The 25,135-nt window shown below is 63.8% G+C and carries 29 protein-coding genes; 12 read left to right on the top strand and 17 right to left on the bottom strand.

What is annotated here, in order from left to right; all coding sequences use genetic code 11:
* Nucleotides 1-98: 98 nt before the first annotated feature.
* Nucleotides 99-1,547, top strand: a complete 1,449-nt coding sequence (locus tag J5J83_RS15910; protein ID WP_349251903.1) for an MFS transporter — start codon at nt 99-101, stop codon at nt 1,545-1,547.
* A 69-nt stretch (nt 1,548-1,616) separates the two neighbouring features.
* Here J5J83_RS15910 and J5J83_RS15905 read toward each other — a convergent pair whose 3' ends face one another.
* Complete coding sequence (locus tag J5J83_RS15905) at nt 1,617-3,017, bottom strand: aspartate kinase (protein ID WP_249115746.1); 1,401 nt, start codon at nt 3,015-3,017, stop codon at nt 1,617-1,619.
* Between the two features lie 231 nt (nt 3,018-3,248).
* Nucleotides 3,249-4,247: a cytochrome-c peroxidase gene (locus J5J83_RS15900; protein WP_212350802.1), complete on the bottom strand. Its 999-nt coding sequence runs from the start codon at nt 4,245-4,247 to the stop codon at nt 3,249-3,251.
* 147 nt (nt 4,248-4,394) lie between these two features.
* On the opposite strand from J5J83_RS15900, the gene J5J83_RS15895 reads away from it, so the two are divergent.
* A complete protein-coding gene (locus J5J83_RS15895) occupies nt 4,395-5,321 on the top strand; it encodes a hydrogen peroxide-inducible genes activator (protein WP_212350800.1) in 927 nt (308 codons plus the stop codon).
* Here J5J83_RS15895 and J5J83_RS15890 read toward each other — a convergent pair.
* From J5J83_RS15890 to J5J83_RS15880, 3 genes are all read right to left on the bottom strand, one after another.
* A complete protein-coding gene (locus J5J83_RS15890) occupies nt 5,312-5,842 on the bottom strand; it encodes a hypothetical protein (RefSeq protein ID WP_212350798.1) in 531 nt (176 codons plus the stop codon). The two genes, J5J83_RS15895 and J5J83_RS15890, sit on opposite strands and share 10 nt — an antisense overlap.
* 27 nt (nt 5,843-5,869) lie before the next feature.
* Nucleotides 5,870-6,940, bottom strand: a complete 1,071-nt coding sequence (locus tag J5J83_RS15885; RefSeq protein WP_212350796.1) for a hypothetical protein — start codon at nt 6,938-6,940, stop codon at nt 5,870-5,872.
* A 125-nt stretch (nt 6,941-7,065) separates the two neighbouring features.
* Nucleotides 7,066-7,203 carry a hypothetical protein gene (locus tag J5J83_RS15880; RefSeq protein WP_212353643.1) on the bottom strand — a complete coding sequence of 46 codons (138 nt, stop codon included), beginning with the start codon at nt 7,201-7,203 and terminating at the stop codon, nt 7,066-7,068.
* On the opposite strand from J5J83_RS15880, the gene J5J83_RS15875 reads away from it, so the two are divergent.
* Nucleotides 7,193-8,110 carry an ABC transporter ATP-binding protein gene (locus J5J83_RS15875; RefSeq protein ID WP_249115745.1) on the top strand — a complete coding sequence of 306 codons (918 nt, stop codon included), beginning with the start codon at nt 7,193-7,195 and terminating at the stop codon, nt 8,108-8,110. The two genes, J5J83_RS15880 and J5J83_RS15875, sit on opposite strands and share 11 nt — an antisense overlap.
* Nucleotides 8,107-8,868: an ABC transporter permease gene (locus tag J5J83_RS15870; protein ID WP_212350792.1), complete on the top strand. Its 762-nt coding sequence runs from the start codon at nt 8,107-8,109 to the stop codon at nt 8,866-8,868. Before J5J83_RS15875 ends, J5J83_RS15870 begins: the two co-directional genes overlap by 4 nt.
* A 46-nt stretch (nt 8,869-8,914) precedes the next feature.
* Here the strand turns inward: J5J83_RS15870 and J5J83_RS15865 are convergent, their stop codons facing one another.
* Nucleotides 8,915-9,778 (bottom strand): zinc ribbon domain-containing protein, encoded by an 864-nt coding sequence (locus J5J83_RS15865; protein WP_212350790.1) that lies wholly within the window; start codon nt 9,776-9,778, stop codon nt 8,915-8,917.
* 154 nt (nt 9,779-9,932) lie between these two features.
* Here J5J83_RS15865 and J5J83_RS15860 point away from each other — a divergent pair, with 154 nt between their 5' ends.
* Entirely contained in the window at nt 9,933-11,558 is a 1,626-nt protein-coding gene (locus J5J83_RS15860) for a diguanylate cyclase (protein WP_212350788.1), read from the top strand.
* 32 nt (nt 11,559-11,590) lie between these two features.
* On the opposite strand, the gene J5J83_RS15855 is transcribed toward J5J83_RS15860, so the two are convergent.
* Nucleotides 11,591-12,910: a DUF3422 domain-containing protein gene (locus J5J83_RS15855; protein ID WP_249115744.1), complete on the bottom strand. Its 1,320-nt coding sequence runs from the start codon at nt 12,908-12,910 to the stop codon at nt 11,591-11,593.
* A 14-nt stretch (nt 12,911-12,924) separates the two neighbouring features.
* Nucleotides 12,925-13,086, bottom strand: coding sequence for a hypothetical protein (locus J5J83_RS15850; protein WP_212350786.1), 162 nt, complete (start codon nt 13,084-13,086; stop codon nt 12,925-12,927).
* A 193-nt stretch (nt 13,087-13,279) separates the two neighbouring features.
* Here J5J83_RS15850 and gcvA point away from each other — a divergent pair, with 193 nt between their 5' ends.
* Nucleotides 13,280-14,197, top strand: a complete 918-nt coding sequence (gene gcvA / locus J5J83_RS15845) for a transcriptional regulator GcvA (RefSeq protein WP_212350784.1) — start codon at nt 13,280-13,282, stop codon at nt 14,195-14,197.
* 22 nt (nt 14,198-14,219) lie between these two features.
* On the opposite strand, the gene J5J83_RS15840 is transcribed toward gcvA, so the two are convergent.
* Nucleotides 14,220-14,795, bottom strand: a complete 576-nt coding sequence (locus tag J5J83_RS15840; protein WP_212350782.1) for an NnrU family protein — start codon at nt 14,793-14,795, stop codon at nt 14,220-14,222.
* A gap of 90 nt (nt 14,796-14,885) precedes the next feature.
* On the opposite strand from J5J83_RS15840, the gene J5J83_RS15835 reads away from it, so the two are divergent.
* On the top strand, nt 14,886-15,188 hold the full coding sequence (locus J5J83_RS15835) for a hypothetical protein (RefSeq protein ID WP_212350780.1): 303 nt from the start codon (nt 14,886-14,888) through the stop codon (nt 15,186-15,188).
* Nucleotides 15,189-15,190: 2 nt separating this feature from the next.
* Here J5J83_RS15835 and J5J83_RS15830 read toward each other — a convergent pair whose 3' ends face one another.
* Together J5J83_RS15830 and J5J83_RS15825 are read right to left on the bottom strand one after the other, a co-directional pair.
* Nucleotides 15,191-15,922: a M48 family metalloprotease gene (locus J5J83_RS15830; RefSeq protein ID WP_212350778.1), complete on the bottom strand. Its 732-nt coding sequence runs from the start codon at nt 15,920-15,922 to the stop codon at nt 15,191-15,193.
* 59 nt (nt 15,923-15,981) lie between these two features.
* Complete coding sequence (locus J5J83_RS15825; RefSeq protein WP_212350776.1) at nt 15,982-16,242, bottom strand: hypothetical protein; 261 nt, start codon at nt 16,240-16,242, stop codon at nt 15,982-15,984.
* Nucleotides 16,243-16,524: 282 nt separating this feature from the next.
* Between J5J83_RS15825 and J5J83_RS15820 the strand changes: the two genes are divergently transcribed.
* The 3 genes from J5J83_RS15820 to J5J83_RS15810 are packed head-to-tail and all read left to right on the top strand — an operon-like array spanning nt 16,525 to nt 18,938.
* Complete coding sequence (locus tag J5J83_RS15820; RefSeq protein ID WP_212350774.1) at nt 16,525-17,499, top strand: endonuclease/exonuclease/phosphatase family protein; 975 nt, start codon at nt 16,525-16,527, stop codon at nt 17,497-17,499.
* 24 nt (nt 17,500-17,523) lie between these two features.
* Nucleotides 17,524-17,835, top strand: a complete 312-nt coding sequence (locus J5J83_RS15815; RefSeq protein ID WP_212350772.1) for a cupin domain-containing protein — start codon at nt 17,524-17,526, stop codon at nt 17,833-17,835.
* 59 nt (nt 17,836-17,894) lie between these two features.
* Nucleotides 17,895-18,938, top strand: a complete 1,044-nt coding sequence (locus J5J83_RS15810) for a nitronate monooxygenase (RefSeq protein ID WP_212350770.1) — start codon at nt 17,895-17,897, stop codon at nt 18,936-18,938.
* Between the two features lie 111 nt (nt 18,939-19,049).
* On the opposite strand, the gene J5J83_RS15805 is transcribed toward J5J83_RS15810, so the two are convergent.
* Nucleotides 19,050-19,676 carry a cysteine hydrolase family protein gene (locus J5J83_RS15805; protein WP_212350768.1) on the bottom strand — a complete coding sequence of 209 codons (627 nt, stop codon included), beginning with the start codon at nt 19,674-19,676 and terminating at the stop codon, nt 19,050-19,052.
* A 127-nt stretch (nt 19,677-19,803) separates the two neighbouring features.
* Between J5J83_RS15805 and J5J83_RS15800 the strand changes: the two genes are divergently transcribed.
* A complete protein-coding gene (locus tag J5J83_RS15800; protein WP_212350766.1) occupies nt 19,804-20,754 on the top strand; it encodes a helix-turn-helix domain-containing protein in 951 nt (316 codons plus the stop codon).
* 20 nt (nt 20,755-20,774) lie between these two features.
* On the opposite strand, the gene J5J83_RS15795 is transcribed toward J5J83_RS15800, so the two are convergent.
* From J5J83_RS15795 to J5J83_RS15775, 5 genes are all read right to left on the bottom strand, one after another.
* Entirely contained in the window at nt 20,775-21,092 is a 318-nt protein-coding gene (locus J5J83_RS15795) for a hypothetical protein (protein ID WP_212350764.1), read from the bottom strand.
* Nucleotides 21,093-21,209: 117 nt separating this feature from the next.
* Nucleotides 21,210-22,025 (bottom strand): CmcJ/NvfI family oxidoreductase, encoded by an 816-nt coding sequence (locus J5J83_RS15790; protein WP_212350762.1) that lies wholly within the window; start codon nt 22,023-22,025, stop codon nt 21,210-21,212.
* Entirely contained in the window at nt 22,022-22,666 is a 645-nt protein-coding gene (locus J5J83_RS15785) for a 2-hydroxychromene-2-carboxylate isomerase (protein ID WP_212350760.1), read from the bottom strand. Before J5J83_RS15785 ends, J5J83_RS15790 begins: the two co-directional genes overlap by 4 nt.
* Nucleotides 22,667-22,923: 257 nt before the next feature.
* The gene (locus tag J5J83_RS15780) at nt 22,924-23,145 is read right to left on the bottom strand and encodes a hypothetical protein (protein ID WP_212353640.1); all 222 of its coding nucleotides are present in this window, start codon (nt 23,143-23,145) and stop codon (nt 22,924-22,926) included.
* Between the two features lie 12 nt (nt 23,146-23,157).
* Entirely contained in the window at nt 23,158-24,102 is a 945-nt protein-coding gene (locus J5J83_RS15775; protein ID WP_212350758.1) for a LysR family transcriptional regulator, read from the bottom strand.
* 17 nt (nt 24,103-24,119) lie between these two features.
* On the opposite strand from J5J83_RS15775, the gene J5J83_RS15770 reads away from it, so the two are divergent.
* Entirely contained in the window at nt 24,120-25,007 is an 888-nt protein-coding gene (locus tag J5J83_RS15770; RefSeq protein ID WP_212350756.1) for a LysR family transcriptional regulator, read from the top strand.
* Nucleotides 25,008-25,135: the final 128 nt, after the last annotated feature.

Here is a 25,135-nt window from a genome sequence, read left to right as displayed (position 1 = left end):
GCAATGATCAAGTGCAACTGCTGCGTCTTCCGCCACCCCATGCCCGGCACTAGGATTCAGACATGCCCATTCGGGTGCTGCCGACAACAGGAATCCTCGTGAAAACCATCGCCCCCCAACAGACTCCGCGCCCTCCGGACGACATGGCGCCGGCAGTGCGCTGGACGCTGGCCGGCCTGTCGCTGTCCATACTGCTCTCGACACTCGGCATCAGCATTGCCAACGTTGCCTTGCCGAATCTGGCGCAGGCTTTCGGTGCGCCCTTCCAGGCCGTGCAGTGGATCGTCCTCGCCTACCTGCTCGCCATCTCCACGCTGATCGTCAGCGTTGGACGCCTGGGCGACCTCGTCGGTCGCCGGCGCCTGCTTCTGGCCGGTATCGTGCTATTCACCACTGCCTCGGTGCTGTGCGGCATGGCACCGAGGCTGTGGCTGCTGATCGTCGCCCGCGCGCTGCAAGGCCTCGGCGCCGCCATCATGATGTCCCTCGCGATGGCGTTCGTCGGCGCCACCGTCCCGAAAGCCAGAACCGGCAGCGCGATCGGGATGCTCGGCACCATGTCCGCGATCGGCACTGCGCTTGGCCCCTCTCTGGGCGGCCTGTTGATCGCCGGCCCCGGCTGGCGGGCGGTGTTTCTGATCAACCTGCCGCTGGGCCTGCTGACCCTGGTGCTGGCGTATCGCCATCTGCCACCCGACCCGGCTCGGTCAGAATCCGGGCGGCCGGGTTTCGATCACCTCGGCACGCTGCTGCTGTCGCTGACGCTCGCGGCCTACGCACTGGCAATGACCCTCGGCCGCGGCAGTTTCGGCGCACTCAACATCGCCTTGTTGTTGCTCGCGGCCGGTGGCGTCGGCCTGTTCATGCGCGTGGAGTCGAGGGCCACTGCGCCCTTGATCCACCCGACGATGCTCCGTGATCCGCTGCTTGTCGCCCGCCTCGCGACCGGCATGCTGGTGTCGACGGTAATGATGGCGACGCTGGTGGTAGGACCGTTCTATCTTGCACGTGGGCTCGGGCTCGACACCGCGCTCGTCGGTCTCGTGATGTCTGCCGGGCCGTTCGTTTCCGCACTGACGGCGACGCCGGCCGGACGCATTGCCGACCGCTTCGGCACACAGCGGGTGAGCCACCTCGGCCTGATCGGCATGGCGACCGGCGCACTTGCGTTGTCACTGCTGCCCACCACGCTCGGCATCCCGGGCTACGTCGCGCCGCTCGTGGTCCTGACCACGAGCTACGCGCTGTTCCAGACCGCCAACAACACCGCGGTCATGAAGGATGTCGGTGCCGAGCAGCGCGGCGTGGTGTCGGGCATGCTCAACCTGTCGCGCAATCTCGGACTGGTCACCGGCGCAGCGGTGATGGGCGCGGTGTTCGCGTTTGCGTCGGCCAGCACCGACGTCGCGACGGCTCCTCCGGCGGCCGTCGCCACCGGCATGCACATCAGCTTCGGCGTGGCGGCCGCGCTGCTCGCCATCGCCCTGGCCATTGCCGTAGGTGCCGATCGCCTCATATTGCGCAGCGGTGCGCCCGCACCGCTGTAGCGCGCGGATCTGCCTGCCGGGTCGGCCAGGCATTCGCCCACGCCAGGGTCGCGCCCGAACCTCGCCCGCTCAGGCCACCGGCACCGGCGTGCCCGAATTGACACAAAGCGACTGGTTGAGGGCGATGATCGACTTCTTGTAGTCCTCGCGCTCAACAATGAACTGCATATTGACCTGGCGCAGCGTCTGCGACACGCAGTTCACGTTCACCCTGGCATCGGCCAGCGCCTGTGCGGCCCGCGCCAGCACACCCGGGATGCTGATGTTGGAACCGATGGTGCACACGATGGCGCTGGGCTTGATCGTCACCACCTGGTAGCCGGCCTCGAGTTCGGCGATCAGCTCAGGCGTGACCGAGCCATCCCACAGCAGGTGGGCGATCGAATTGGCGTTGGTGGCCTTGAGGATGTAGGACACCTCGTGGCGGCGGAAGATCTCCATGATCCCCAGGTCGAAGCCCACCGTGCCGACCATGCTCGGGTCGTGGATCTCGACCAGCGTGACCTTGTCGCTGCCGGTGACGATCTCGACGCGAGCGCGCTCGCCGACGTAATCCTTGGTGATCAGCGTGCCCGGATGTTCCGGTTCGAAGGTGTTCTTCAGCCGGATGGGGATGCCGGCCAGCTCCATCGGCTTGGCCGCCTTGGGATGGATCGCTTCCATGCCGACATCGGCGAGCTGGTCGGCGACATCGTAATTGGTGGCGCCCACGATCACGGCGTTCTCAAGGCCGACGATGTTGGGGTCGGCCGACGACAGGTGGAATTCCTTGTGGATCACCGCCTCGGCGGGACGCACTTCCACAGCGATCTTGCTGAAGGTGACCTCGGAATAGCCGCGGTCGAACTCGCGCATGATGCCCTCGATGCCCTTCGTATAACCGGTGGCCACCACCACGTTGTTGGCCAGGTCCAGGCCCTTGAAGCTGTTATGGATGCGCTCGTCGATGGTCCACACCTCATCGTCGTGGAAACCGGCCAGGTCGAGCAGGATGGCATTGACGCCATTGGCCTTGAGCATTTCCACGGCGTTGAAGGCACTGTGCGACTCGCCGATGGAGGCCAGTACCTCGCGCGCCGCAAGCAGCACGTTCTCGCGGCTGAGATAGCCACTGGCTAGCACATGGTGCATGGCATCGAGGTATTTCCGCGCTTCGCCGATGCGCGTGTCGACAAACGCGTCAGCGACCTCCAGCGGGAGACCGAGTTCGGCAAAACCGGCGTTGAGCTTCTTCAGGCTCACCGCGAGGCCATTCAAGGCAGCGTGGTAGTCCTTGCGCTCTGCGAACAGCGCATAGATGCCCGGTTCACCGGTCTTCTTGTGCTCGAGCAACTGATTGGTCACACCCGAGTAGGCAGACACCACATAGATGCGGCCAAGAATGCGCGTCTTGTCGTACAACATGATGTGCCGCAACACATCCCCGAATGCCGACATTGACGTGCCACCGATTTTTTCAACCGAGATCATGGGTGCTCCCGAGCTTTGCATGACTAAATCCACTTCCATATGAGGATCAGGCGAAGCCCATCAGTTTAATGGATTGTTGACGGATTTTAGGAGTTTGGTGCTCGCCCGGCAGGACCTGGGGGCGACATTGAGATGAGCACGGTCCGGCCGTGCGCGCGTGACTCGCGCCCTTCGGTCCGGCGGCAAAAAGGAAAGGGGGCCTAAGCCCCCTTGAATGAATCGCTCGATAGCTTACTTGGCGAAGGGCTTCGGCCGCGGCGTTGCATCGGACGATGGTGGCAGAATCGGCAATGCAAAGCTCGGCTGATCGCCGGTCAGGGTCTTCAGAAAAGCGACGATCTTGGCGTTTTCAGCATCGCTGAATTTCTTGCCCAGTTGCAGACGTCCCATGATGTCGACGGCTTCGGTCAGGGTATTGGCCGCACCATCGTGGAAATACGGGTAGGTCATTTCCACGTTGCGCAAAGTCGGCACCTTGAAATTGAAGCGGTCCGCATCCTTGCCGGTCACATCGGCACGACCACCGGCGGTCGCCTTGGTCTTGTACGGCTCGACAATACCCATCTTCTGGAACGAGTTGCCGCCCACCGCCTCACCGTTGTGACAGGCAACGCAACCGCTCTCCTTGAACAGTCCGTAACCCGCCATTTCGTCGGCCGACAGCGCATCGGCCTTGCCCAGCAACCACTGGTCAAAGCGGGAGTTCGGTGTCACCAGCGTCTTCTCGAACTCGGCAATCGCCAGCGTGACCTGGTCGATATCGATCTTGTCCTTGCCGAAGACCTGCTTGAACTCGCGAACATAGCCCGGAATGGTCTCGAGCACCTGTACCGCCAGGGTATGTGTAAAGCCCATTTCCCCCGGGTTGGCAATCGGACCACCGGCCTGCGCCTTGAGATCGGCCGCACGACCATCCCAGAATTGCGCAAGGTTCAGGCTCGAATTCAAGACGGTCGGGGCATTGATCGGGCCTTGCTGCCACCTGTCACCGATCGAGGTCGGAATGTTGTCCGTGCCGCCCATCGACAGGTTGTGACAGGAGTTGCACGAAATGAAGCCGGACTTGGAAAGGCGGGGGTCGAAGTAGAGCTTCTTGCCCAGGTCCACAAGTCCGAGATTGATGTTGGCGGCCGGCTTGATGACCTGGATGGGTTCGTCTGCCAGTGCCGTTGCCGCACTGGTGGAGAGGCAAATGGCCATAATGGAAGCCGCGAGTGTTTGAAGTCTCATGCTGCACACCTCGGAGTGATGGAAAGCCGTTAGATCTGCGGTTGAGTGCAAGATACGCTCCGGAGCGTGACGGGTATTGACATAACTCAATGTTTTATTTGTAGTTTTTTGCTATAAGCGGTATAGCCATGTCCTATATGTCGAACAATGAAACTCACCACTTTGCGTTACCTGGTCGCCTTCGCCGACGAAGGCTCCTTCAGTCGCGCCGCCGAACGCTGCCAGGTCAGTCAGCCCACACTCAGCGTGGCCCTTCAGCAACTGGAAAGCGAATTGGATGTCGCGCTGATCGAGCGCAGCAAGGGACACGTTGCGCTCACCGACCTCGGCCAGCAGGTGGTCGCACAGGCGCGCAGAACACTTGAGGACGTCAGGCGCATCGAACTCGTCGCCCAGACGGGCAGGAATCCACTGGCCGGTGACTTCCGCCTTGGCGTAATCCATACCATCGGTCCCTACCTCTTGCCCGAACTCATCGCTGCGATGCGCAAGGTTATGCCCGACATGCGCCTTTTCATTGATGAGAGCATGACTGCCTTGCTCGCCGACAGCCTGAAATACGGCGCGATCGATGCTGCGATCATCGCGCTGCCATTCGACGTGCCCGGCATCGACGTGCACCCCTTGTACGACGAAGCCTTTCACGTCGTCGTACCCAAGGGTCACCGCTGGTCGATGCGAGACAAGATCGCACGCCACGAAATGCGCGGCGAAGACGTGCTGGTGCTGAAGGCCGGCAACTGTTTCCGCGAACAGGTCATCGATGCCTGTCCCGAGATGAGTCACGCCGACGGTTCGGCGCTGGAAGGACACTCGATCGAAACCGTGCGCTGCATGGTGGCATCGAACTACGGCATCTCGGTATTGCCTGCCTCATCGCTGAATGGCGTGTATTGCAACGACATGGTGACCGCCATCCCTTTCGAAGCCCCCGCGCCGTCACGCCGGGTCGCCATCGCCTGGCGCAACGGATACACACGCACCGAAGTCATCGATGCCATCATCACCGCCGCCGGCATGATGGAGAGTGCATGCTATCTCCCGGTCGATTCCGAGCCCCGTTATCAGTCTTGAGTATCCTGTGCCTGTCGTGCCAACAGGTAGCCGTAGCCGATCTGCACGGACTCCATCAGTTCCATCGTTGCCGTGGCCTGGCTGCTGACGAGTGCGCCGAGGCGGGCGGCAAGGTTGCTTTCCTGCTCGAACAGCTTGGACAGGGTGTTGACCTCCTTGATGCCGCCCGCCAGCGTTTCGAGGTCTTCCAGTCCCGCCTTCCACTGCGCCTGCTGCGCGGACAGGCGCTCGAAGATGGCAGCCTGCATCTTCAGCACGTCGCCCTGTAGTTCGCCCAGGGCATCCGCGTTGAACGACAGCGACCACAGACCCTGGCAGTTGAGGAGCTGGCGGGTGAGCGCCCGCGAGACCAGGTTCTGGAAATTCGCCAGCCGGGACAAGGGCGACAGCGCGACATGCGTCGCCCCCGGTACGACCATGCCGCTCGGCATCAGCGACTGCAGCATCTGCGTCTGCGAATGCTGCATGGCGGCAAACTGCTGCGCCGATTCCTCGGCCATTTTCATCATTGTGCTGAACATGGGTTCGCGCTCCTGAAAGCTGTTCATTTAGTTGCCCCCGAGACGCTGCAGCATGGCATGGATCGCCTTGATCTGGATGGCCTGCTTGGAATAGTAGTCCGGGCTGTCCGCGCCCTTGCTCGTGTAGCCCCACCAGTCCCAGCAGCCGTCCGGGTTCTGCGTGCCGTGGCTGTCGGCGCCCTGGGCCTGCGGGTAGAGAATCACGAGGTTGTTGGCATCGGCCATCTCGTTGTAGCCGGTGGTGGTGAAGTAGCGGTTGCCATAGGGAATGCCGTTCTCGAGGTCAGGCCGGCCATTTACATAGTTGATGTAGTTGTAGCCCTGCTTGCAACCATGCAGCGCGATGTGCACCCTGCACGGCGCACCGTCTTCCACTGCCCGGGGCACGTAGGCGTAGGCAAAGTCGCTCATGCTGGCGCGCGGCTCGCCGCCGAAGAACTCGGTCTGATCGAAGCGCACGATGCGTCCGGTGGTACGCTTGGCGGGCGCCTCGAGCGGCCCGTAGATGTGCTCGAGGATATGGCGCGACTGCATGAAGCCGCCATTGTTGATGTAGGGCGGCCGATTGACCTCGAGCGGGTTGTCTTCCGGATTGTCGGTGATGATCGAATGTCCGGCCGGCACGCTGTCTTCATAACGGATATGCTCGGCCGCCACCCCGAGCGCTTCGTAGAAGCGCCGCGTGGTCTCGACCACGCTGGAACTGACGACGCTGTCCTCACTGCCGGTAAAGATGTACAGACGCTGGGCGGCCAGGTTGTCGACCGGGTCGATCAGCCCCTTCGCCGCGGTCTCGCGCGCCACCTCGGCGAGCTTGCCCGGGTCGGGTGCCGCATTCGGAATCAGGGGATTCATGCACACATACAGTGCGTTGAGCGTCAGCGCATCTTCGGCGATCATTGCTGCAGCGCGATATGACTCCGCACAACGAAACGGGCCGCCGGCAATCACACCTGCCCCCACCAGCGTCGACGAATGCGCGAGGTGAAACTGTACGGTCATGAAGGCGCCGGACGACAGCCCGGAAACCGAACTCTGCTTCAAATCCGCGTTGAATGAGGGCAATGGCGGCGCCTTCTGCGATTGCATCATGTTCATGTGAATCCTCCGGGCAATGTCGGTCGGGGTCGATGAAGGCTCGATCGTCAGCGGCAACAGGCACGCACGATCAAGACCTTGCGCCGCACACGCTACACGAGCTTGCTGCAGCGCGGCAAACAATTTCACGCGCCCGTCGCGGCGCCGACAGCGGCCTCATCGTATGCGTCGAAGCTTGCCGAGGGATGAAAGCACCGCACGCATGCCGCAAGCTTTGTCACCACGTCTGGTATGTTCACGTGCATGACGACGATGATTTCCATTTCCAATCTGTCCAAGACCTACGACAGCGGCTTTCAGGCGCTCAAGACGGTAAACCTGGACATCCGCCGGGGCGAGATCTTCGCCCTGCTCGGCCCCAATGGTGCAGGCAAGACAACCCTGATCAGCATCGTGTGCGGTCTGGTCAATGCCTCTACGGGCACAGTGACGGTGGGCGGCCACGACATCGTGACCGACTATCGCGCCGCGCGCGAGCTGATCGGTCTGGTGCCGCAGGAGCTGACCACCGAAGCCTTCGAAACCGTATTCTCGGCGGTCAGCTTCAGCCGCGGCCTGTTCGGCAAGCCGGCCAATCCCGCCCATATCGAAAAGGTGCTGCGGTCGCTGTCGCTGTGGGACAAGCGCAACAGCAGGATCATGACGCTGTCGGGCGGCATGAAGCGTCGCCTGCTGATCGCCAAGGCCCTGTCCCATGAACCCGGAATCCTGTTTCTCGACGAGCCCACCGCCGGCGTCGATGTCGAACTGCGCCGCGACATGTGGGCACTGGTGAGCGAACTGAGACGGCAGGGCGTCACAGTGATCCTGACCACGCATTACATCGAGGAGGCCGAGGAAATGGCCGATCGCATCGGCGTGATCACCCGCGGCGAGATCATCCTGGTGGAAGACAAGGCCACGCTGATGCACAAGCTGGGCCGCAAACAGCTCACCGTGCAACTGCAGGAGGCGATCGGGGCGATTCCCGAAACGCTCTCCGGCTACGGACTGGAGCGCACCGAAGACGGTCACGCGCTGGTATTTACCTATGACGCCGAACGCGCACAGCACGGTGTCGCCGAGTTGCTGCGCGACCTCGCCACCGCGGGCATCGCGTTCAAGGACGTGAACACGACGCAGAGCTCGCTGGAGGACATTTTCGTGGATCTGGTGAAGGAAGAACGATGAACCTGCACGCCATCAACGCCATCTACCGCTTCGAGATGGCACGTGCCAGGCGCACGCTGACCCAGAGCATCATCTCGCCGGTGATCTCCACCTCGCTGTATTTCGTGGTGTTCGGCGCGGCCATCGGCTCGCGCATTCCGCATGTCGACGGCGTGAGCTACGGCAGCTTCATCGTGCCCGGCCTGATCATGCTGGCGCTGCTCACCCAGAGCATCGCCAATGCTTCGTTCGGCATCTATTTTCCACGTTTCACCGGCACCATCTACGAGGTGCTGTCGGCACCAGTGTCCTATCTCGAGATCGTCATCGCCTATGTCGGGGCGGCCGCCACCAAGTCGATCATCCTCGGCCTGATCATCCTCGCCACCGCGGCACTGTTCGTCCCGCTGACGATCCAGCACCCGCTGTGGATGCTGATGTTCCTCGTCCTCACCGCGGTCACGTTCAGCCTGCTCGGCTTCATCATCGGCATCTGGGCCGACGGCTTCGAAAAGCTGCAGCTGGTGCCGATGCTGATCGTCACGCCACTAACCTTCCTCGGCGGCAGTTTCTATTCGATCAGCATGCTGCCGCCATTCTGGCAGACGGTGACGCTGTTCAATCCGGTGGTGTATCTGGTCAGCGGTTTTCGCTGGAGCTTCTATGGCATTGCCGACGTCAGCCCGGCGCTGAGTCTGGGGATGACCTTCTTCTTCCTCGTCGCCTGCATCGTGATCGTCGGCTGGATCTTCCGCACCGGCTACCGGCTCAAGCCCTGAGCCGGCTGGCTGCAGTCCTTGGCGCGCGACGGGCGGACGAAGCCGGCTAAGGATTCTGCCCCGGGCGCTCGATGCCAGCACTGGCCTTGCATTCAGGCACGGCGTTCCAGTGATCGGGAGCACAGTGTTTCCACCTCGCCTTCTCGCGACAGGCGATGCGCGGAAAGAAGGATTCGCGCTCGCATGCGGCCAGATCTTCCCGAAGCGCCGCCAGCCACGGTCGTGTCCCCTCCGTCCCCCCCTTGGGAACGGGCGCGGGCGGCGGTGACTGGACGGCCGGCGGCGGCGCTTTGCGCTGGGCAGTGTCCTTGGGTCTCATCCGGGGCTCCGGCTTGCTCGTGGCGGCGGCCGCTGCCGGCGTTGCCGTCTGCACCGCCTCTTCCGCCTGCGGTGACACCTCGCCCGCCGGCACCATTGCAGGCGGCTCCGAGTCGCCCGTGCCGACGCCGGCAACCGCGGGATCGACGTGTTCGGATGGCGGCATCGAGGGCTCACTTCCGGACACCGCCGCCGGGCTCACCGGGGCCTGCGCCACGACGATGGTTTCGTTGCCGGCCGAGAAATGGTAGATGGCCGCAGCGACGAGCAGCAGGGCCAGCGCCGCGGCCACCAACATCGGCCCGGTCCGTCGGCCTCCGGCAGACGCGCCCGGGGCCGACGCGGGCGTGGCGGCCAGCCCGGACCGCGTATCGCCCGGCGCGACGCCCGGCCGCGAAGCCGGGGGCGTGAAGTCGGGAATGATCGTGTCTTCCGAATGGAAGTCGGACCCGTCGGATACAGCCGTTTCGATATCCCACTGACGGTCATATGCTGGCGTTCCCGGCCCCCCTGTTCCGGTCAGGCGAACGCCACAATGGCTGCAGAATCCGGCGTCGTCCGGAACCTCACCTCCACAGGCTGCACACTTCATCTGGACACTCATCTCGTTGACAACAGCATGGTGCAAACAAATCGCACCAACTGCAACCGCAGCATGGCAAGGCACGCCTGGACCGACACCAACGCACGACCGGCAACTCCATGTAATATCGGCACACCTTGCCCCGGACGACCATCCCAATCCAATGCCCTTTCCCGCAACATCTTCCCGTCGTCGGCTCGAACTGGCGTTCGCCGTTCTGATGCCCTTCCTGGCGCTGGCGCTGCAAAGCCGTCTGTGGGAATCGATTCAGCCGCTGGCCTTCCTCGTGTTCTATCCTGCCCTCGTCGCCAGCAGCTGGATCGGCGGGCCGGTCGGCGGCATGCTCGCGCTGGTACTGTCGATCGGGCTGGCCGACTGGTTCTTCATGGAACCGACCCGATCGCTCGTCATCCATGACCCTGCCGACATGGCAAGAGTGTTGACCTTCACCACCGTGGGACTGGTGATCATCTATGCACATCATCGCTTTCAGCTCAGGACCGAGCGCTATCAGAACGCCACCGAGAACATCGATGACGTGGTGTGGGTCCTCGACGCCGAGACCCTGAAACTGCTCTATGTGAGCCCGTCGATCGTCAAACAGCGTGGCTATACGCCGCAAGAGATCATGGCGATGCCGGTCGCTCAGGCCTTGACGCCGGAAATTGCAGACCGCTTGCAGCACCTTGCCGACGACTCCGAGAGTGGCGGCGTCATGACGAAGCAAGTCCTCAAGTCGCGCAAGGATGGCTCGGCGATCTGGACAGAAGTCGTCATGAGTCAGGTGAGGAACCGCAAGACGGGCAAACTGGAAGTACACGGCGTCAGCCGCGACATCACCGCGCGCAAGCAAGCCGACGCACAGCTCAAGGCCAGCGAGCAGCGCATGCGCAGGATGCTGGACAACATTCCGACCGCGATCGCGTGTTGCACGCTGGGCGAAGACACCCGATGCGTGTTCCTGAACCGGCAGTTCGTCGCCATTTTCGGCTATGTCCTGGACGAGATCGCCACCGCCGACGCATGGGCACAGCTGGCCTTTCCGGACGAACAGTCGCGCAGCAACCTGATGGTGCCATGGAACATGGCCCGCGGCACGGCCGATCGGACGAGGATGGAGGCGATGGAAGCGCGCGTGCTGTGCCGCGACGGCGCCATGCGCGACGTCCTGATCAATGCCGACGTACTCGAGGATATGGTGCTGGTGTCCTTCATCGACATCACCGAACGCAAGCAGGCCGAGCAACGCCTGCGCCACATGGCCCAGCACGACCCGCTGACCGACCTGCCCAATCGCGTCCTGTTCGACGAACACATGGGTGCCGCCCTCGCTGCCGCGCGTCGTGAGGGAACACGATTCGGGCTGATGTTCATCGATCTCGACCGCTTCAAGTCCATCAACGATTCGATGGGCCATCGCATCGGCGATCTGCTGCTGCTCGAGGTCAGCCAGCGCCTGCGCCAGGCCGTGCGCGAATCCGACATTCCGGCGCGGATCGGCGGCGACGAATTCGTCGTCCTGCTACGCAACCTGCATCATGCCGGCGACGCCTTGATGGTCGCGGAGAAGATCCGCGCACGACTGAACAGTCCGTTCTCCCTGGAAGGCCACGCCTGTTCGATCTCCGCCAGCATCGGCATTGCCATCCATCCCGAGCACGGCAAGGACGCCATCGCACTTGCCCGCAATGCCGACACCGCGATGTATCAGGCCAAGGAGGGCGGACGCAACGCGATCGTGCTGTCCGACGTCGATCGCGCAAACGACCTCAGCCACGATCCGGGCTGATCCGGTCCTGCCCCCCCCGGCATCCGCCGCCTTCATTGCGCAGGCGTCGGTGCCTGCCTGACGTGAAGCTGATGGCGCATCCGCCGCATGCCAAGCCAGGTGGCGCCCAGCACCAATGGCAACAGCACGCCGACCACACCATCGACGTTGACACCCGCGCCCCATCCCTTCAGCGCCTTGAGCGCGTACGCCCCCAGGCTGATGCCGTAATATGAAATGGCCACCACCGACAGGCCTTCGACCGCCTGCTGCAAGCGCAACTGCATGGCCGCGCTGTGGCTGAGGCTCTCCAGCACACGCTGGCTCTGGCGTTCCTGGGCAATACTCACGCGCGTTCGCAACAGATCGTTGGAGCGGCTGACCTTGTTCGCCAGCGCCTCCTGCCGCGCAGCAACCGACACGCAGGTATCCATCGCCGGCACCAGTCGGCGATCCATGAACTCGCCGACCGTCGGCACGCCCTCGATGCGCTTCTCGCGCAGCTCGCCAATGCGGGCACGCACGATGCGATGGTAGGCCTGTGCTGCGCTGAAGCGATAACCGCTGTCGAAGGACATCGAGCGCACCTTTGCCGCCAGCTGGGTGATCTCCAGCAGCAGGGCCTCGTCGGCAGCGGGTTCGAACACCTGCATCCGCAGCCCCAGACGCGCCACGTCTTCCTCGACCTTCTCCAGCAAGGCAGCGTTGCTGCGCGCCAGCGGCAGGGCGAGCAGCGCCATCATCACATAGGTTTCGATCTCGCAGATGCGCTGCACCACGCGACCGAGCTGCATCTCGCGCAAACCGGTATCGCGCAGCAGAAAACGCGAGAAACCGTCCGGACCGATCAGGAAATCGGTCCATAGCTCTCCGCCCCCGAGCACCCTGCTGCCCACCAGCGGCACCGCCGGAAACAGCCGCCGCAGACGCGGATTGCCGAGCTCATAGCGCTCGCCGCACTCGGTGGCGATATGCGAAGCGACGATCACCTTGCCATCGAGCATTGCCAGCCAGTCATGCGGAACATGCCGCATCGGCGTCTCGGAAAATGCCTCACCGCTGACGTTGTGCTCGATGAAGGTGAAGGTCGAGAACTCGGTGTGGCGCTCCCACTTCAGGCGGAAATGACCGAAATCGTGAAAGAAATGCTGAGCACCCGGCGCTGGCGCCGCAACACCGAAGCGCACGCAGAAGTCCGCCAGCACACGCTCGTCGTACTGCGCACCCTCATCGCCGTGGATCGCCAGGTGCGACACGCAGGCAGGCGCGGCAAGACTGATGAAGGGGCGCGAATGCAGCTCTGCGGCAAGCTTCAACCTTTGGGGATGATTCAGGCCGGGGGCGAGAAGCCTGGCGGCCGAGTTGCGCATCATGTGCTCGAGACCGCTCAGTTGTAACCCAGTTCCACCACGTGATTCAGCTCCACCCGCTCGCTACCGTCGGGCGCCACGGCAGACGTTTGCTCCAGCACCGCCGCATCGCGTGCGAAGGTGCGCATGGCATTGATCTGGGGAGCACTGTTATTGAGGGCATTGGCGACGACTTGCATAGTTTTACTCCTGAATGTGCAAAAAAATGTATCTCGATCACAACCGGCAGGCACACCCTGCAAAGAAAAACATTTACACAAATGTTTTTCTTAAACAACAACTTGTCGCATTCGAGGGTCGCCATTCTTGTCCCTGTGCAAACCCTTTTCAAACGAAATAGAATACGAAGATCATGAGTTTCAGGAATGATCGATGCGCAGACGGATTCCGAGTGTCGAGTCGTTGACCGCTTTCGAAGCCTCGGCGCGACACCTCAGTTTCACCCGCGCTGCCGCTGCGCTGTCGCTGACCCAGAGTGCGGTATGCAAGCAGGTGGCGGTGCTCGAGGACTATCTCGGGGTGCGCCTGTTCAATCGCATCAAGAAGCGCATTTCACTGACCGAAGCGGGTCAGCTCTACTTCAGGCAGGTGGTCGACGGACTCGACCGGCTCGAACGTGATACGGTATCCATCATGACCCACCGCGGCAGCGGCGACGTGCTCGAGGTCGCCGTCATTCCGACCTTCGCGAACCGCTGGCTGATACCGCGCCTGCCGGACTTCCAGCGCGCGCACCCGGGCATCACCCTCAATCTCACCACGCGCGCCGACCCGTTCCTGTTCAATGACACGGTTTTCGACGCGGCGATTCACTTCGGCACCGCGGTGTGGCCGGGGGCGACAAGTGCCTACCTGTTCGGTGAAGAGATGATCCCGGTGATGGCACCGGCCATGCTGCAACAGCAGGATTGCCGCGAACCGGCCGCGCTGGCGCGCTTTCCGCTGCTGCACCAGTCGGCGCGCCACGACGCCTGGCGGCGCTGGTTCGAAGCCGCAGGGGTCCCGGCGGTCGAAGCGATTGGCGGGCCCCGCTTCGAGCTGTTCTCGATGCTCGTCGAAGCGGCCCGGGCGGGCCTCGGTGTTGCGCTGGTACCACGCTTCCTGGTGCTCGGCGAACTGGCAGCCGGCGATCTGGTCGCACCGTTCGACATCACCCTGACCGGCGATCTCGCCTATTACCTCGCCTGTCCGGAAAATCGCCAGGACCGCGCTGCCGTGCAACGCTTTTCAGGCTGGCTGCTGACGCAGGCGGAAGCGTACCGGGCGGCCCATCAGACGGCGCCCCTGTAGCGCCACGAAGGCAATATCCAGGTTACGCAAACGGCGCCACACCGATCAGCGGGAAGTGCAGGTAGCGCACGAACACGAACCAGGCCACCAGCCCCACGATCAAGGCCACCCCATCGCGCGCCAGACGGCCTTCGCGGACCACCCCTTGGGCACGGTCGCGGCGACGCGCGTGGGTGAAGCTCATGATGGCCCACACCAGGAAGCTGCCGAACAGCAGGACATCGGCCAGCTTGCCATTGGCGAGCAGGTGCGCAAGCGCCCACAGCTTGACCCCGGCCACCATCGGGTGACCCAGCCTGGCCTTGATGAGGGTCCCCGGCACATAGGCCGCAACCAGCAGCACGAAGGCGGGCAGGGTCAGCAGTGCCGCCAGATGCCGCGTCCAAATCGGCGGCATCCACAGCACCACCGGATCCATGCGCGCCTGACCGTAGCCCCAGATCATCAGTGACAGGCCGACGATGGAAACCATCGAATACGCCAGCTTCCACTTCTTCATGCCGTAGTGCTCGATGTAGCGGCTACGGTTGTCTTCGGCGAAGATGCGGCTCGAATGGGTCGAGAAAAACAGCAGCAGCCCGATGATCAATGCGGTCATGAGGTAAGGCCCTTGGAATGGCGATGAACGCGGCCAATATTAACAGCCGCGGCCTGCTCTAGAATGACAGCTTTGTCCCGAGCGCAGGCGATGAAACTCAACCAGCTGGCGATGGGCGCCCGCTTCGAATACAAGGGCATGGTCCTCACCAAGACCGGGCCGATGACGGCCGCAACCGAACAGGGCGGTCAGCACTTCATTCCCAAGTTCGCGGTGCTCAAGCCGGTGGCCGGTGAAACGCCCCCGCCGCGCGCCGAATCGCGCAAGCTGGACTCGGAAAAGGTGCTGGCCGCGTTCGAGGCGTATCACGCCACCGCGCTGCGACTGTCGGACGAGTCCGCACGGATGGCGCTGTCCAGTGCGCGGGCTCGCTTTCTCGCATCCCTGGAATAGACTCAGCGCGGTGCCAGATCGGCCAGCCGCCGGGCCGACTCTGCAAATGGCTGCAGTTTGCGCATGCGCACCGCACTTGGCGCATGCGCTGCGCCGATGCCGCCGCCTGCGCGACTGCCACGCAGATAGGCCAGCGCACCGGACTCGACCGTGCAGCCCCTGGCCTCTGCCGACAGCAGCGCCCCCAGCCAGTCCGCTTCCTGCTCCTGACGCTGCCACATCTCCGACAGGCGCAACGCCAGACCGTAATCATGTTCCAGCAGCTGCATGGCGTCCTCTCCGCGCTCGCTCCAGTGGTCTGGCAAACGCGAAAACGCCAGCAACGCGACGACATCCTCGTCGAAGTGGCGGCGGGCGACATGCACCAGCTCATGGCCGACGACAAAGGCCAACTGGCAGACAGGCAGCGTGCGCGCGGACGGACTCAGGACCACGACGTCGGGCGCGATGGCGTAAGCCGGTCCGCGGCGTTCATCGGGCGCAGTCATGAAGCGCACCTCGGGCACCCCGGCCAGCGCCGCCATGTGCCGCCATTCGGGCTCGGGCGTCGTCGCTTCGCATGTCGCACACGCAGCATCGTCCCAGACATAGCGATGAGTCGTCGGCGCATCCGGAAACCACGCCGCCCGCTCCGACTGTGCCGAGGGGCTGAACGCGCCGCCCCACATCACCATCGGCACCAGGAAACAGCGTCGCGTCACCACGCGCAGCCGACCTTTCTTCAGGGCAAACATGTCGTCCCCCTTTGCACAATGTCCGTCGATGCGCGATCGGAACCGCGCGCGCCGACGGTCTAGCTGCCGGTCTTGGGCGGGCGTCCGGTCTTGATCACCTCGACCGCCCTGATCGCGGCGACCAGTTCGGCATCGCTCGTTGCCGCGAGCATCGCAATCGCCGCGCGCAGGATCTCGCTTTTCTTCACCGCTGCGCCGGATTTCAGACAGCGTTTCTTGATCGCGGCAATGGCCGCGTACTCGGCCTCCGGCATCGTGAAACTGTCACGTACCAGCTTGCGCTTCTTCAACTTTTCCGTCGATGCCGCAGAATCGCTCATGCACACCTCATCCCGCAGCGTGGCCGGCCGCCGTGATCGACCCCATCCGTGCACGCCAACGCCATGCCATATGCACCCTGGCCAATATGAACATACTGTTTATACAGTTTATGCGCGGACGAACAATATTCAAGGTCATGCTGCACCGGACCGACCGTCGGCACGCTTGCATCCCGCACCCCATCGACTAGCTTGAATCTATCGGCAGACGGCGGGACCCGGCTCCGTTTGCCGCGCGCCGGACCAGCACGCTGCCCATTCGGTCCGTCAGGAGAGTCGCCCATGCCGCTGATAGACGATCTGCCGCCGCCCGCGGTCCAGTCGGACATGGACGCACTGCGCACCTATCTTGGCGAGACGGTTCCGTCCAAGCGCCTCGACGAGAACCTGCTGATCGCGACCTGGAACATCCGCGGTTTCGGTTCGCTGACGCGCGAGTGGACCGCCACCGAGCATCATTCGCCAAAGCGCGACCTCCGAGGCTTGCTCGCCATCGGCGAGATCATTCGCCGCTTCGACGTCGTCGCGGTGCAGGAGGTCAAGGGCGACCTTCGCGCCCTGCGCGATCTGTTGAAATGGCTGGGCCCCGACTGGGCCTTCCTGATGACCGACGTCACCGCGGGCGCGCCGGGCAACGGCGAGCGCATGGCCTTCCTGTTCGACCGCCGCCGGCTGGAGCTCTCCGGTCTTGCCTGCGAGCTGGTCGTGCCGCAGCAGTGGCTCGACGAGATCGATGCCGGCGCCCTGCGCCGCCAGTTCGCACGCACGCCTTATGCGGTCAGCTTCCGTTCCGGCCGAGCGACCTTCATCCTCGTGACGCTTCATGTCACCTACGGCGCGAGCGCGTCCGATCGCATCCCCGAACTGCGCGCCATCGCGCGCTGGATGCGAAACTGGGCCGACAACGTCAACGCCTGGTCGCAAAACCTGATCGCGCTCGGCGACTTCAACATCGATCGCCGCGGCGATCCGCTATGGCAGGCATTCACCGCCACCGGGCTCAAGGCGCCCGCCGATCTCGATGCGGTGCCGCGATCGATCTTCACCCGCGCGGGCGAAGCGTCGACCGCGAAACACTACGATCAGATCGCCTGGTTCGAAGCCGACGATGGCAAGCCATCGCTCAGCCTGACCTATCGCCGGGCCGGCCATGTCGACTTCCTGCCCTATGTGTATCGCGATCTCGACCTGAGCAGAAGTGCCATTTCCTATCGCGTGTCGGACCATTATCCTCTGTGGGCCGAATTCGGCCTGTGAAGCGCTCATATCAGAGGGACACCGATGAAAGTCGTGTGCAGCAAGTCATTTACCGCCAGCCGTGCGTGGGACGCAGTCGACATTGCCAGCATGAATGGCATCAGCGTGCGCCTGCACTGGACCAATGCACCCTATCGCTGGCACATCAACGACGGAGAGGAGGTATTCGCGGTTGTCGACGGCGTGGTCGACATGCATTATCGCGACAACGCGATCGAACATGTCGTCACCCTCGGCGCGGGCGACATCTTCCATGCCGGAGCGGGCTGCGAGCACGTCGCCCGCCCGCGCGGCGAAGCCCGCATCCTTGTCATCGAACACGCGGGATCGATCTGAACGCAGTCTGCCGACCGATCGCATTCGGCGGACAACCAAGAACCTGAACAGCGCGCAAGATGGAAATCATCACACTTCTGGGCACTGCCCTGCCAATCATCCAGGCCCCCATGGCGGGCGTACAGGGCAGCGCCCTGGCCATCGCCGTATCCAATGCCGGCGGGCTGGGCTCACTGCCCTGCGCCATGCTCTCGGCCGATGCGCTGCGCAGTGAATTGCACGCCATTCGAGGCGCGACTGACAGGCCATTCAACCTGAACTTCTTCTGCCATACCCCGCCGCAGCCCGACGCCGCGCGGGAGACGGCGTGGCGTGCGTGCCTCAGGCCCTACCATGCCGAATTCGGCATCGATCCGGACACGATCTCCGCCGGACCAGGTCGAGCACCGTTCACCGCCGACATCGCCGACCTGATCGAAGCCTTCAGACCGCCGGTCGTGAGCTTCCATTTCGGGCTGCCCTCCCCACAACTGCTCGCACGTATCAAGTCCTGGGGAACAAAGGTGCTGTCGTCGGCCACCACGGTCGAAGAGGCCGTCTGGCTCGCCAACGCCGGCGTCGATGCGGTCATCGCTCAAGGCCTGGAAGCCGGTGGCCATCGCGGCATGTTCCTGAATATGGACATGAGCACCCAGTGCGGCCTTTTCGCCTTGCTGCGGCGCATCGTGCGTGCGGTCGATGTGCCGGTCATCGCCGCCGGCGGCATTGCCGATGCGGCCGGCGTCACCGCCGCCATGACGCTCGGCGCGGCCGGCGTACAGGTTGGCACGGCCTACCTGCTGTGCCCGGAAGCCACGACCAGCGCCGTACATCGGGCCTCGCTCGGGAGTGCTGCCGCCAGCCACACTGCACTCACCAACCTGTTTACCGGTCGCCCGGCGCGCGGCATCGTCAACCGGCTCATCGCCGAACAGGGGCCGTTCAGTCCCGCAGCGCCCGACTTTCCGCTCGCCACCTCGGCCGTGGCGCCGCTGCGCGCGGCTGCGGAAGCACGCGGCAGCGGCGACTTCTCGCCGCTGTGGTGCGGTCAGCATCCGCCCCTGATGCCCGGCCTCGACGCCGCTGCCATCACCCGGGCACTGGCCGGTCTCGCGCCGGGCTGACCCACTGCGACACTGCCACGCTGCGCACGGCGTTGCCCGTCCCGAAGTGGCGAACAGCAGGCCGCGCAAGTTGGACCCGGCAGCACGCGCGCCGATGGCGCCACCCCATGCTCAACGCCCGTTCACAACGCGCTGGTTGGACAGATGGATGTTGTCCGGCAACAGGGGTTCGCCGCGGGCCACCGCGGCCAGCCAGTCGTCCGTGCTGACGACGGCGGCAAAACCGGTATGCATCACCACGGTAAACACGCGGTGGATCTCTTCCGCGGTGGCCGAGCCACGGGCATTGGCATAGGGCACGGAGCCTGCCGCGTCGTACAGCAACTCGACGGTCCAGCCCTCATGCCTGGCCTGACGGACGGTGGCGTCGTCACAGTTGTGCGTCATGTAGCCGACCACGGTCAGGGTGTCGACCCCACGCTCGCGCAACCAGTCGCCCAGTCCGGTGCCGGCAAGCGCGCTTGCCATGCTCTTTTCCACCCTGTGATCGCAATGGCGGGCGGCCACGAGCGGATGCAACTCCGCACCCTCGCTGCCACGGGCGAACAGGGGGGAGGACTCGGGCGCGAGGTGACGTACCACGACCACGGGTATGCCAGCGGCGTGCGCCGCGTCCATGGCCCGCGCAATGTTCGCCAGCGACGAATTCACATCGGGGTATTCGATCAACAGATTGCCGCTGACGTATTCGTTCTGGACGTCGATCACGATCAGGGCTCGCCTGGGCTGTCCGGACATTTGCATACTCCTCGGGGTGGGTGGTGGAGCGATTATTCATCTGCTCACCCGCCGCGATAAGTGACCTGAATGACACACTCCGCTAAGATCGGGCCATCAGTCGTGCCACATTCGAATGGAGCCTGACATGCCACCGCACACTGTCGCCGTCGTCGCCTTCGATCACATCAGCCCTTTTCATCTGTCCGTTCCCTGTGTCGTGTTCGGCGATCGCCACCCCGGCGTGCCAGCGTTCGAGCTGATGGTGTGCGCCGTCGAGGAAGGGCCGTTACGCACCACCGCCGGTTTTCGCGTCGCGGTCGATTTCGGGCTGGAGGCACTGGAGAAGGCACAGACGGTCATCGTGCCAAGCTGGCGCAATCCGCAAGAACGGCCACCTCCTGCCCTGCTCGAGGCACTGGTATCAGCACATGCGCGCGGCGCGCAACTGGTGGGCCTGTGCCTGGGTGCCTTCGCGCTGGCCGAAGCGGGCCTGCTGGACGGGCGCACCGCGACCACGCACTGGGCGTGGGCGCAGGCATTCGCAACACGCTATCCGAAGGTCAGGCTTGACGCCGATGTGCTCTATGTCGAGGACGGCAACATCCTCACCTCGGCGGGGACGACGGCAGGCATTGATTGCTGTCTGCACTTGCTGCGCAAGTCCTGTGGCAGCGAAATCGCCAACGCCGTGGCACGGCGCCTCGTCATGCCGCCGCATCGCCAGGGCGGGCAGGCACAGTATATCGATCAGCCGCTGCCCTCCACCGCCCGCGACGCCCGACTTTCCGGTCTGCTGGACTGGGTGCGTGCCAACCTGCAGCAGCCGCATTCGCTAGACAACCTGGCCGAAAGGGCGCTCATGAGTCGGCGCACTTTTACCCGCCGCTTTCGACAATTGACCGGTTCGACGGTGGGCGACTGGCTGCTCGCCGAGCGCCTGTCCCTGACCCAGCGCCTGCTCGAAACCACGACCCACCCGGTCGAGCACATTGCCGCCCTGGCCGGCTTCGGCTCGGCGGCCTCCTTGCGCCAGCACTTCGGCCACGCCTTCGGCGTGTCTCCAAAAGCGTGGCGACAGACCTTCCAGGGAAACTGACCAGCGACGGCGTGTAACGATCAGCTACGATCCCGCGCCGAGGAGTCGACCTCGCGAATCACCTCACCCTCTATCACCAGGCCTTCCTCTGCCTGCCGGCGCGCCTGCTGCTCGCGCATCTGCTTGCGCAGATCGCGCGATTTCCACCACAGGTATGCCCACGCCGCGAGTCCGACGGTCAGTACCGCGGCGAACAGGAAGACCGAGAACATCAGGGCGACGGCAAACACACCGACCGCTGCGACGGTGGTCACCAGTCTCTGCAGAAACGTCCGGGGTTGCGAGGGCGAGCGCGAAAACTGCTCGAAGAAATTCATCCGGTGCTTGTTCGTGTACATGCGTATCTCTTGGGCGGCGTCATCCGCCGCTGAATTGGAATGCTCCAGTCAGAGTAGCACGACGGTAAAAGATTCCCCGACCGGCCACCGCGGCGAACCGGCGATGGCCGCAGTCCCTCAGTAGATCACCAGCACACGCAACTCGATACTCCTGCGCAAGGGGGCATCGGGTGGAATCTCCGGTTCGTCGAACGCCGCATGCGGGGTGAAGCGCGCGACATCCTGCGCCGAGTCGAAAGACTTGAACACCAGCACCTCATCGCGCGTCATCTTCGGAAAGTAGTACCAACGATGGTGGGGAGAATGGGTCGCGAGATAGATCTCGCCACTGCGATCCTTGTAGTGGATATCGCACGCCACCAGATCGTCCTGCGGCACGCTGCGGGCATCGCAGATACCGAGCGGCGTATCGAGCACCTCACTGACCAGGGGCCGCCACAGGTTAAGGATCGCGAATCGGCCTTCCCAACGCATGCCGTCCATACCCGGACACTGGACGCCAAGCCGGCGCCGGCCGGATGCGTCGGTGTAATCGTTGTGTACCCTGCCGACCGCCGCCGGCTTGTTGCCATCGCCTTCGCGACCAAAGCCGAGCGCGGGACGACCCGGCTCGCGCGCTCGCACGAGGTGATCAAACACGATCGCCAGTCGGGCACCGGTCAAGCGCCGGACGATGTCCGCGCATTCACGATAGTAGGTTTCCCTCACCTCGCGCCAGTCAAGGAAATCGGCAACCTCACTGCGCTCGGCGAGCAGACGGAAACCCTCGACGTCCAGTCGGGTGTCGTGCCCGTGCCGCGCGTCGTTCACCCTGCAGGCATGCGATGCATAACGGGCGTTCTCCCGCTCGATGCCCGCCGGCGGCTGATGCAGGTAAGTGCGGGGCTTCTCCTGCATGGGCAGCAGGTAACTGAATTCGGCCGTGATGCTCATCCATGTTCTCCCGACAAGGGCAGGGCGGACACTGCCCCCGCATGGCGAATCGCCTGTTCGAGGCGATCGGTTCCCCAGAACAGCTCCTCGCCCACCATGAAACTCGGTGCGCCGAAGATACCGCGGCGGATGGCCTCTTCCGTCGACGCCCGCAATCGTGCGCGTACACCCGGGTCGGCGGCGGCCGCCAGTACCGGCTCGGGATCGATGCCCAGAGCGCGCAGGACCTCGCCGAGGCCCGCGGCGCTGGAGGTATCGACGTCATGACCGAAATTCGCGGTAAAGAGCGCTGTCACGAAGCGCTTCCCCCATTCATGGTCGAGCCCGATCAACGCCACGCAGGCCGGCAGCACGCTGTTGCGCGGAAACTGGCGCGGCCGCCGCAGCGGCAGCTTGCGATCGGCACACAGCCTGCCCAGATCCCGCCACATGTACGCCCCCTTGCCGGGATAGAGATTGAAGGGCGAATCGTTCCAGCCCTGCGCGGCGAAGATCGGCCCCAGCAGGAACGGCCGGTAGCGGAACATCGCGCCGCACCGCGCTTCGATCCCGGCAAGGTCGGCCGCAGCAATGTACGAATAGGAACTCGCCGGATCGAACCAGAACTCGATCTCGACCCCGCCATTTGACGACTCGATCATTCCTTTCACCTCCTGCGGTATTCACGCTGCCCATGGTCCCCCAAGCGCAGCAGCGCATTGTTGAAGATTGCTGAGCGCGCACACCGCAATTTTCAGCACACCTCACCCGCGACCGCCTTACGCTGACCTCACCGTCCTCTCCCCGCCTGCCCCCTGGCAGGTGCTTTTTCCGCCATCGGAACCGTCCCTCCGGGGACGGCACTTTTTATGTATGCCGTGGAGAGGGGGCATATCGACCGGAGGAATCAGCGATGCACTCAGCTTTCGAAGTCATGGCCGAACTGACGCTGGGCAAGAAGTCCGTACAAGCGATCGACCTTGCCGAGGGGACACGGATCAGCTGTACCGAGGGCATGATCTGGCTGACCGAGCAGCGTCCGGGGCTGGATGTCGTGCTGATGGCCGGCGAATCGCACACCGTACGCCGCGACGGGGTTGTCGTGCTCAGCAGCCGCAACCTGGCCCGGGTTGTCATCCACCCGCGCCTGCGATCATGCGGACGGGTCGGTATGCGGATGTTGCGGACCTGCCTCGCCGACCTCGGCATCCGGCTGCAGTTGGGCAGCAAGACCGACGATGATCCGGGCGCAATCGCGTACCACCGGACGTGCCCGCCCACGTGCTGAATACAACAGCACATATGGCTTTGCATCGAGCCGACAGGCGTTGACCGGCACCAGGCCGAGACGGGCGCGCATGTCGTGGGTGAGGCGTTCGGGCAACAGCGCCAGCCCTTCACCACGCGCACAGGCCGACAGGATGGCGTACAGGTCATGGCACACCAGTCCGGGGGCACGTGGCAGGGAAGCAAGACCAATGTGCGCGGCGACGCGAGACCATGAAAACGACGGATGTTCGATCAAGGGTTCATTGGCGAGCAAATCGGACAGCGCGCGCAGACGAAGGCCACCGCCTTGGGTCTCGGGTGCGAAAACGGCCAGCGATTCACGCCACAGGACATGGCATTCGTCGTCATATTCGTCCGGATGACAGTAGCGCAGGGCAATGTCACACTCGCTGCGTTCGAGGTCGGACAAGGACTCGCTCACCGCGACCTTGAACGCCACACCGGCACACGATGCACGGATCGTCTCGAGCTGCGATGCCAGCCACAGGCGCGCCACGCCGGGCGTGGCGGCAATACGGATTTCGGTACCGAAGTGACCGCCTAGACGATGCAGCACATCGGCAATACCGTGGGCAAATGCTGCAACGGCATGATAGTAGGCCAGGCCTTCGGCGGTGAGTTCTACGACGGGTGTATGTCGCACGAAAAGATGCAGGCCGGTGCGCTCCTCGAGCAGGGCGACCGAGCCGGCAAGAGCGGCCTTGCTGACCCCCAGCTCACGCAGGGCACGTGCTGCCGTGCCCTGGCGGACCAGGGCCTCGAAGGCGACCAGCGCATGCAGCGGGGGAACGGGCGTACTTGAGAACATGGTGGAGCGTCCTGCACATGAGTCGTTCATTATTGCGTGATCTGCCCCTGCTGGAACTGCTGGCGCTCGAAGCAAGCGTTCGCCTCGGCAGCCTGACGCTCGCCGCGGAGGAGCTCTCACTCACCCCATCCGCGATCAGCCACCGCATCCGCCAGGCGGAACACAGCCTCGGACTGAAGCTGCTCGAGCGCCAAGGTCGGCACATGGTTGCCACCCCAGCAGGCCAGGCCTGCCACGACGAATTGACCCGGCTTGTCTTCGCCTTTCGCGAGGCGACGCAAACGCTGCGCACAAGGGTGCGGCAGCGTGTGCATCTCGATGTCACGCCCGTGCTGGGCGCACATTGGCTTCCGCAGCAACTGCCTGTGCTGCGCACACGTCTCGGCGCACCCGAACTGGGATTCGAACTCAGTACCAGTCGCCTGCCAGACGCCGCACCAAGCACAGAGGCAGACATCGTCATCGAGTTCTCACCCACATCGCCGCATGGCGATGCACACACCTTGTTCGCCGGACATGTCGGCATCTATTTGGCAGGCGGCTCGCCCCTTCGCGCGCCAGTATCGGCGACAGAGCTCGCGTGCCACGATCTCGTCTGCCACAAAGGCGCCGATTGGTCGCAGTGGATACACCACGCCTACGGTCATTGCCCGCCACTGCGCTACTCGGTCACCGTGGACGATCCGCTGAGCGCGGTTGAAGCCTGCATCGGCGGTGCCGGCCCCGTGCTGCTGACCACCCTTGCCGCCCAACCCCATCTGGAGAGCGGACGGATTCGTCGCGGACATCCGGCGATGTTCGAAGCCGGCCACTATTGGCTCACGCTGACCGCGCGCGGCATGTTGCAGCCTTTGGCGCGGCGCACGGCAGATCACCTCGTCACCCTTGCCGCCGCGGGAACGTGAGTACAGGCCCCGGCCCATTGACCGCCGCCCCAACACACGCTGCAAACGAGACTCCCGGATTGGGGTGGGCTCCTTTCCCCTTGTATGTTCAGGAAAAGGGGAAAGCACCTGACAACGAGGTTCTGCCA

It is taken from the genome of Azoarcus sp. L1K30, assembly GCF_018122735.1.
GTDB lineage: Bacteria > Pseudomonadota > Gammaproteobacteria > Burkholderiales > Rhodocyclaceae > Parazoarcus.
Note: the sequence above shows the minus strand (reverse complement) of the source record. Positions and strands in the feature narration are given on the sequence as shown.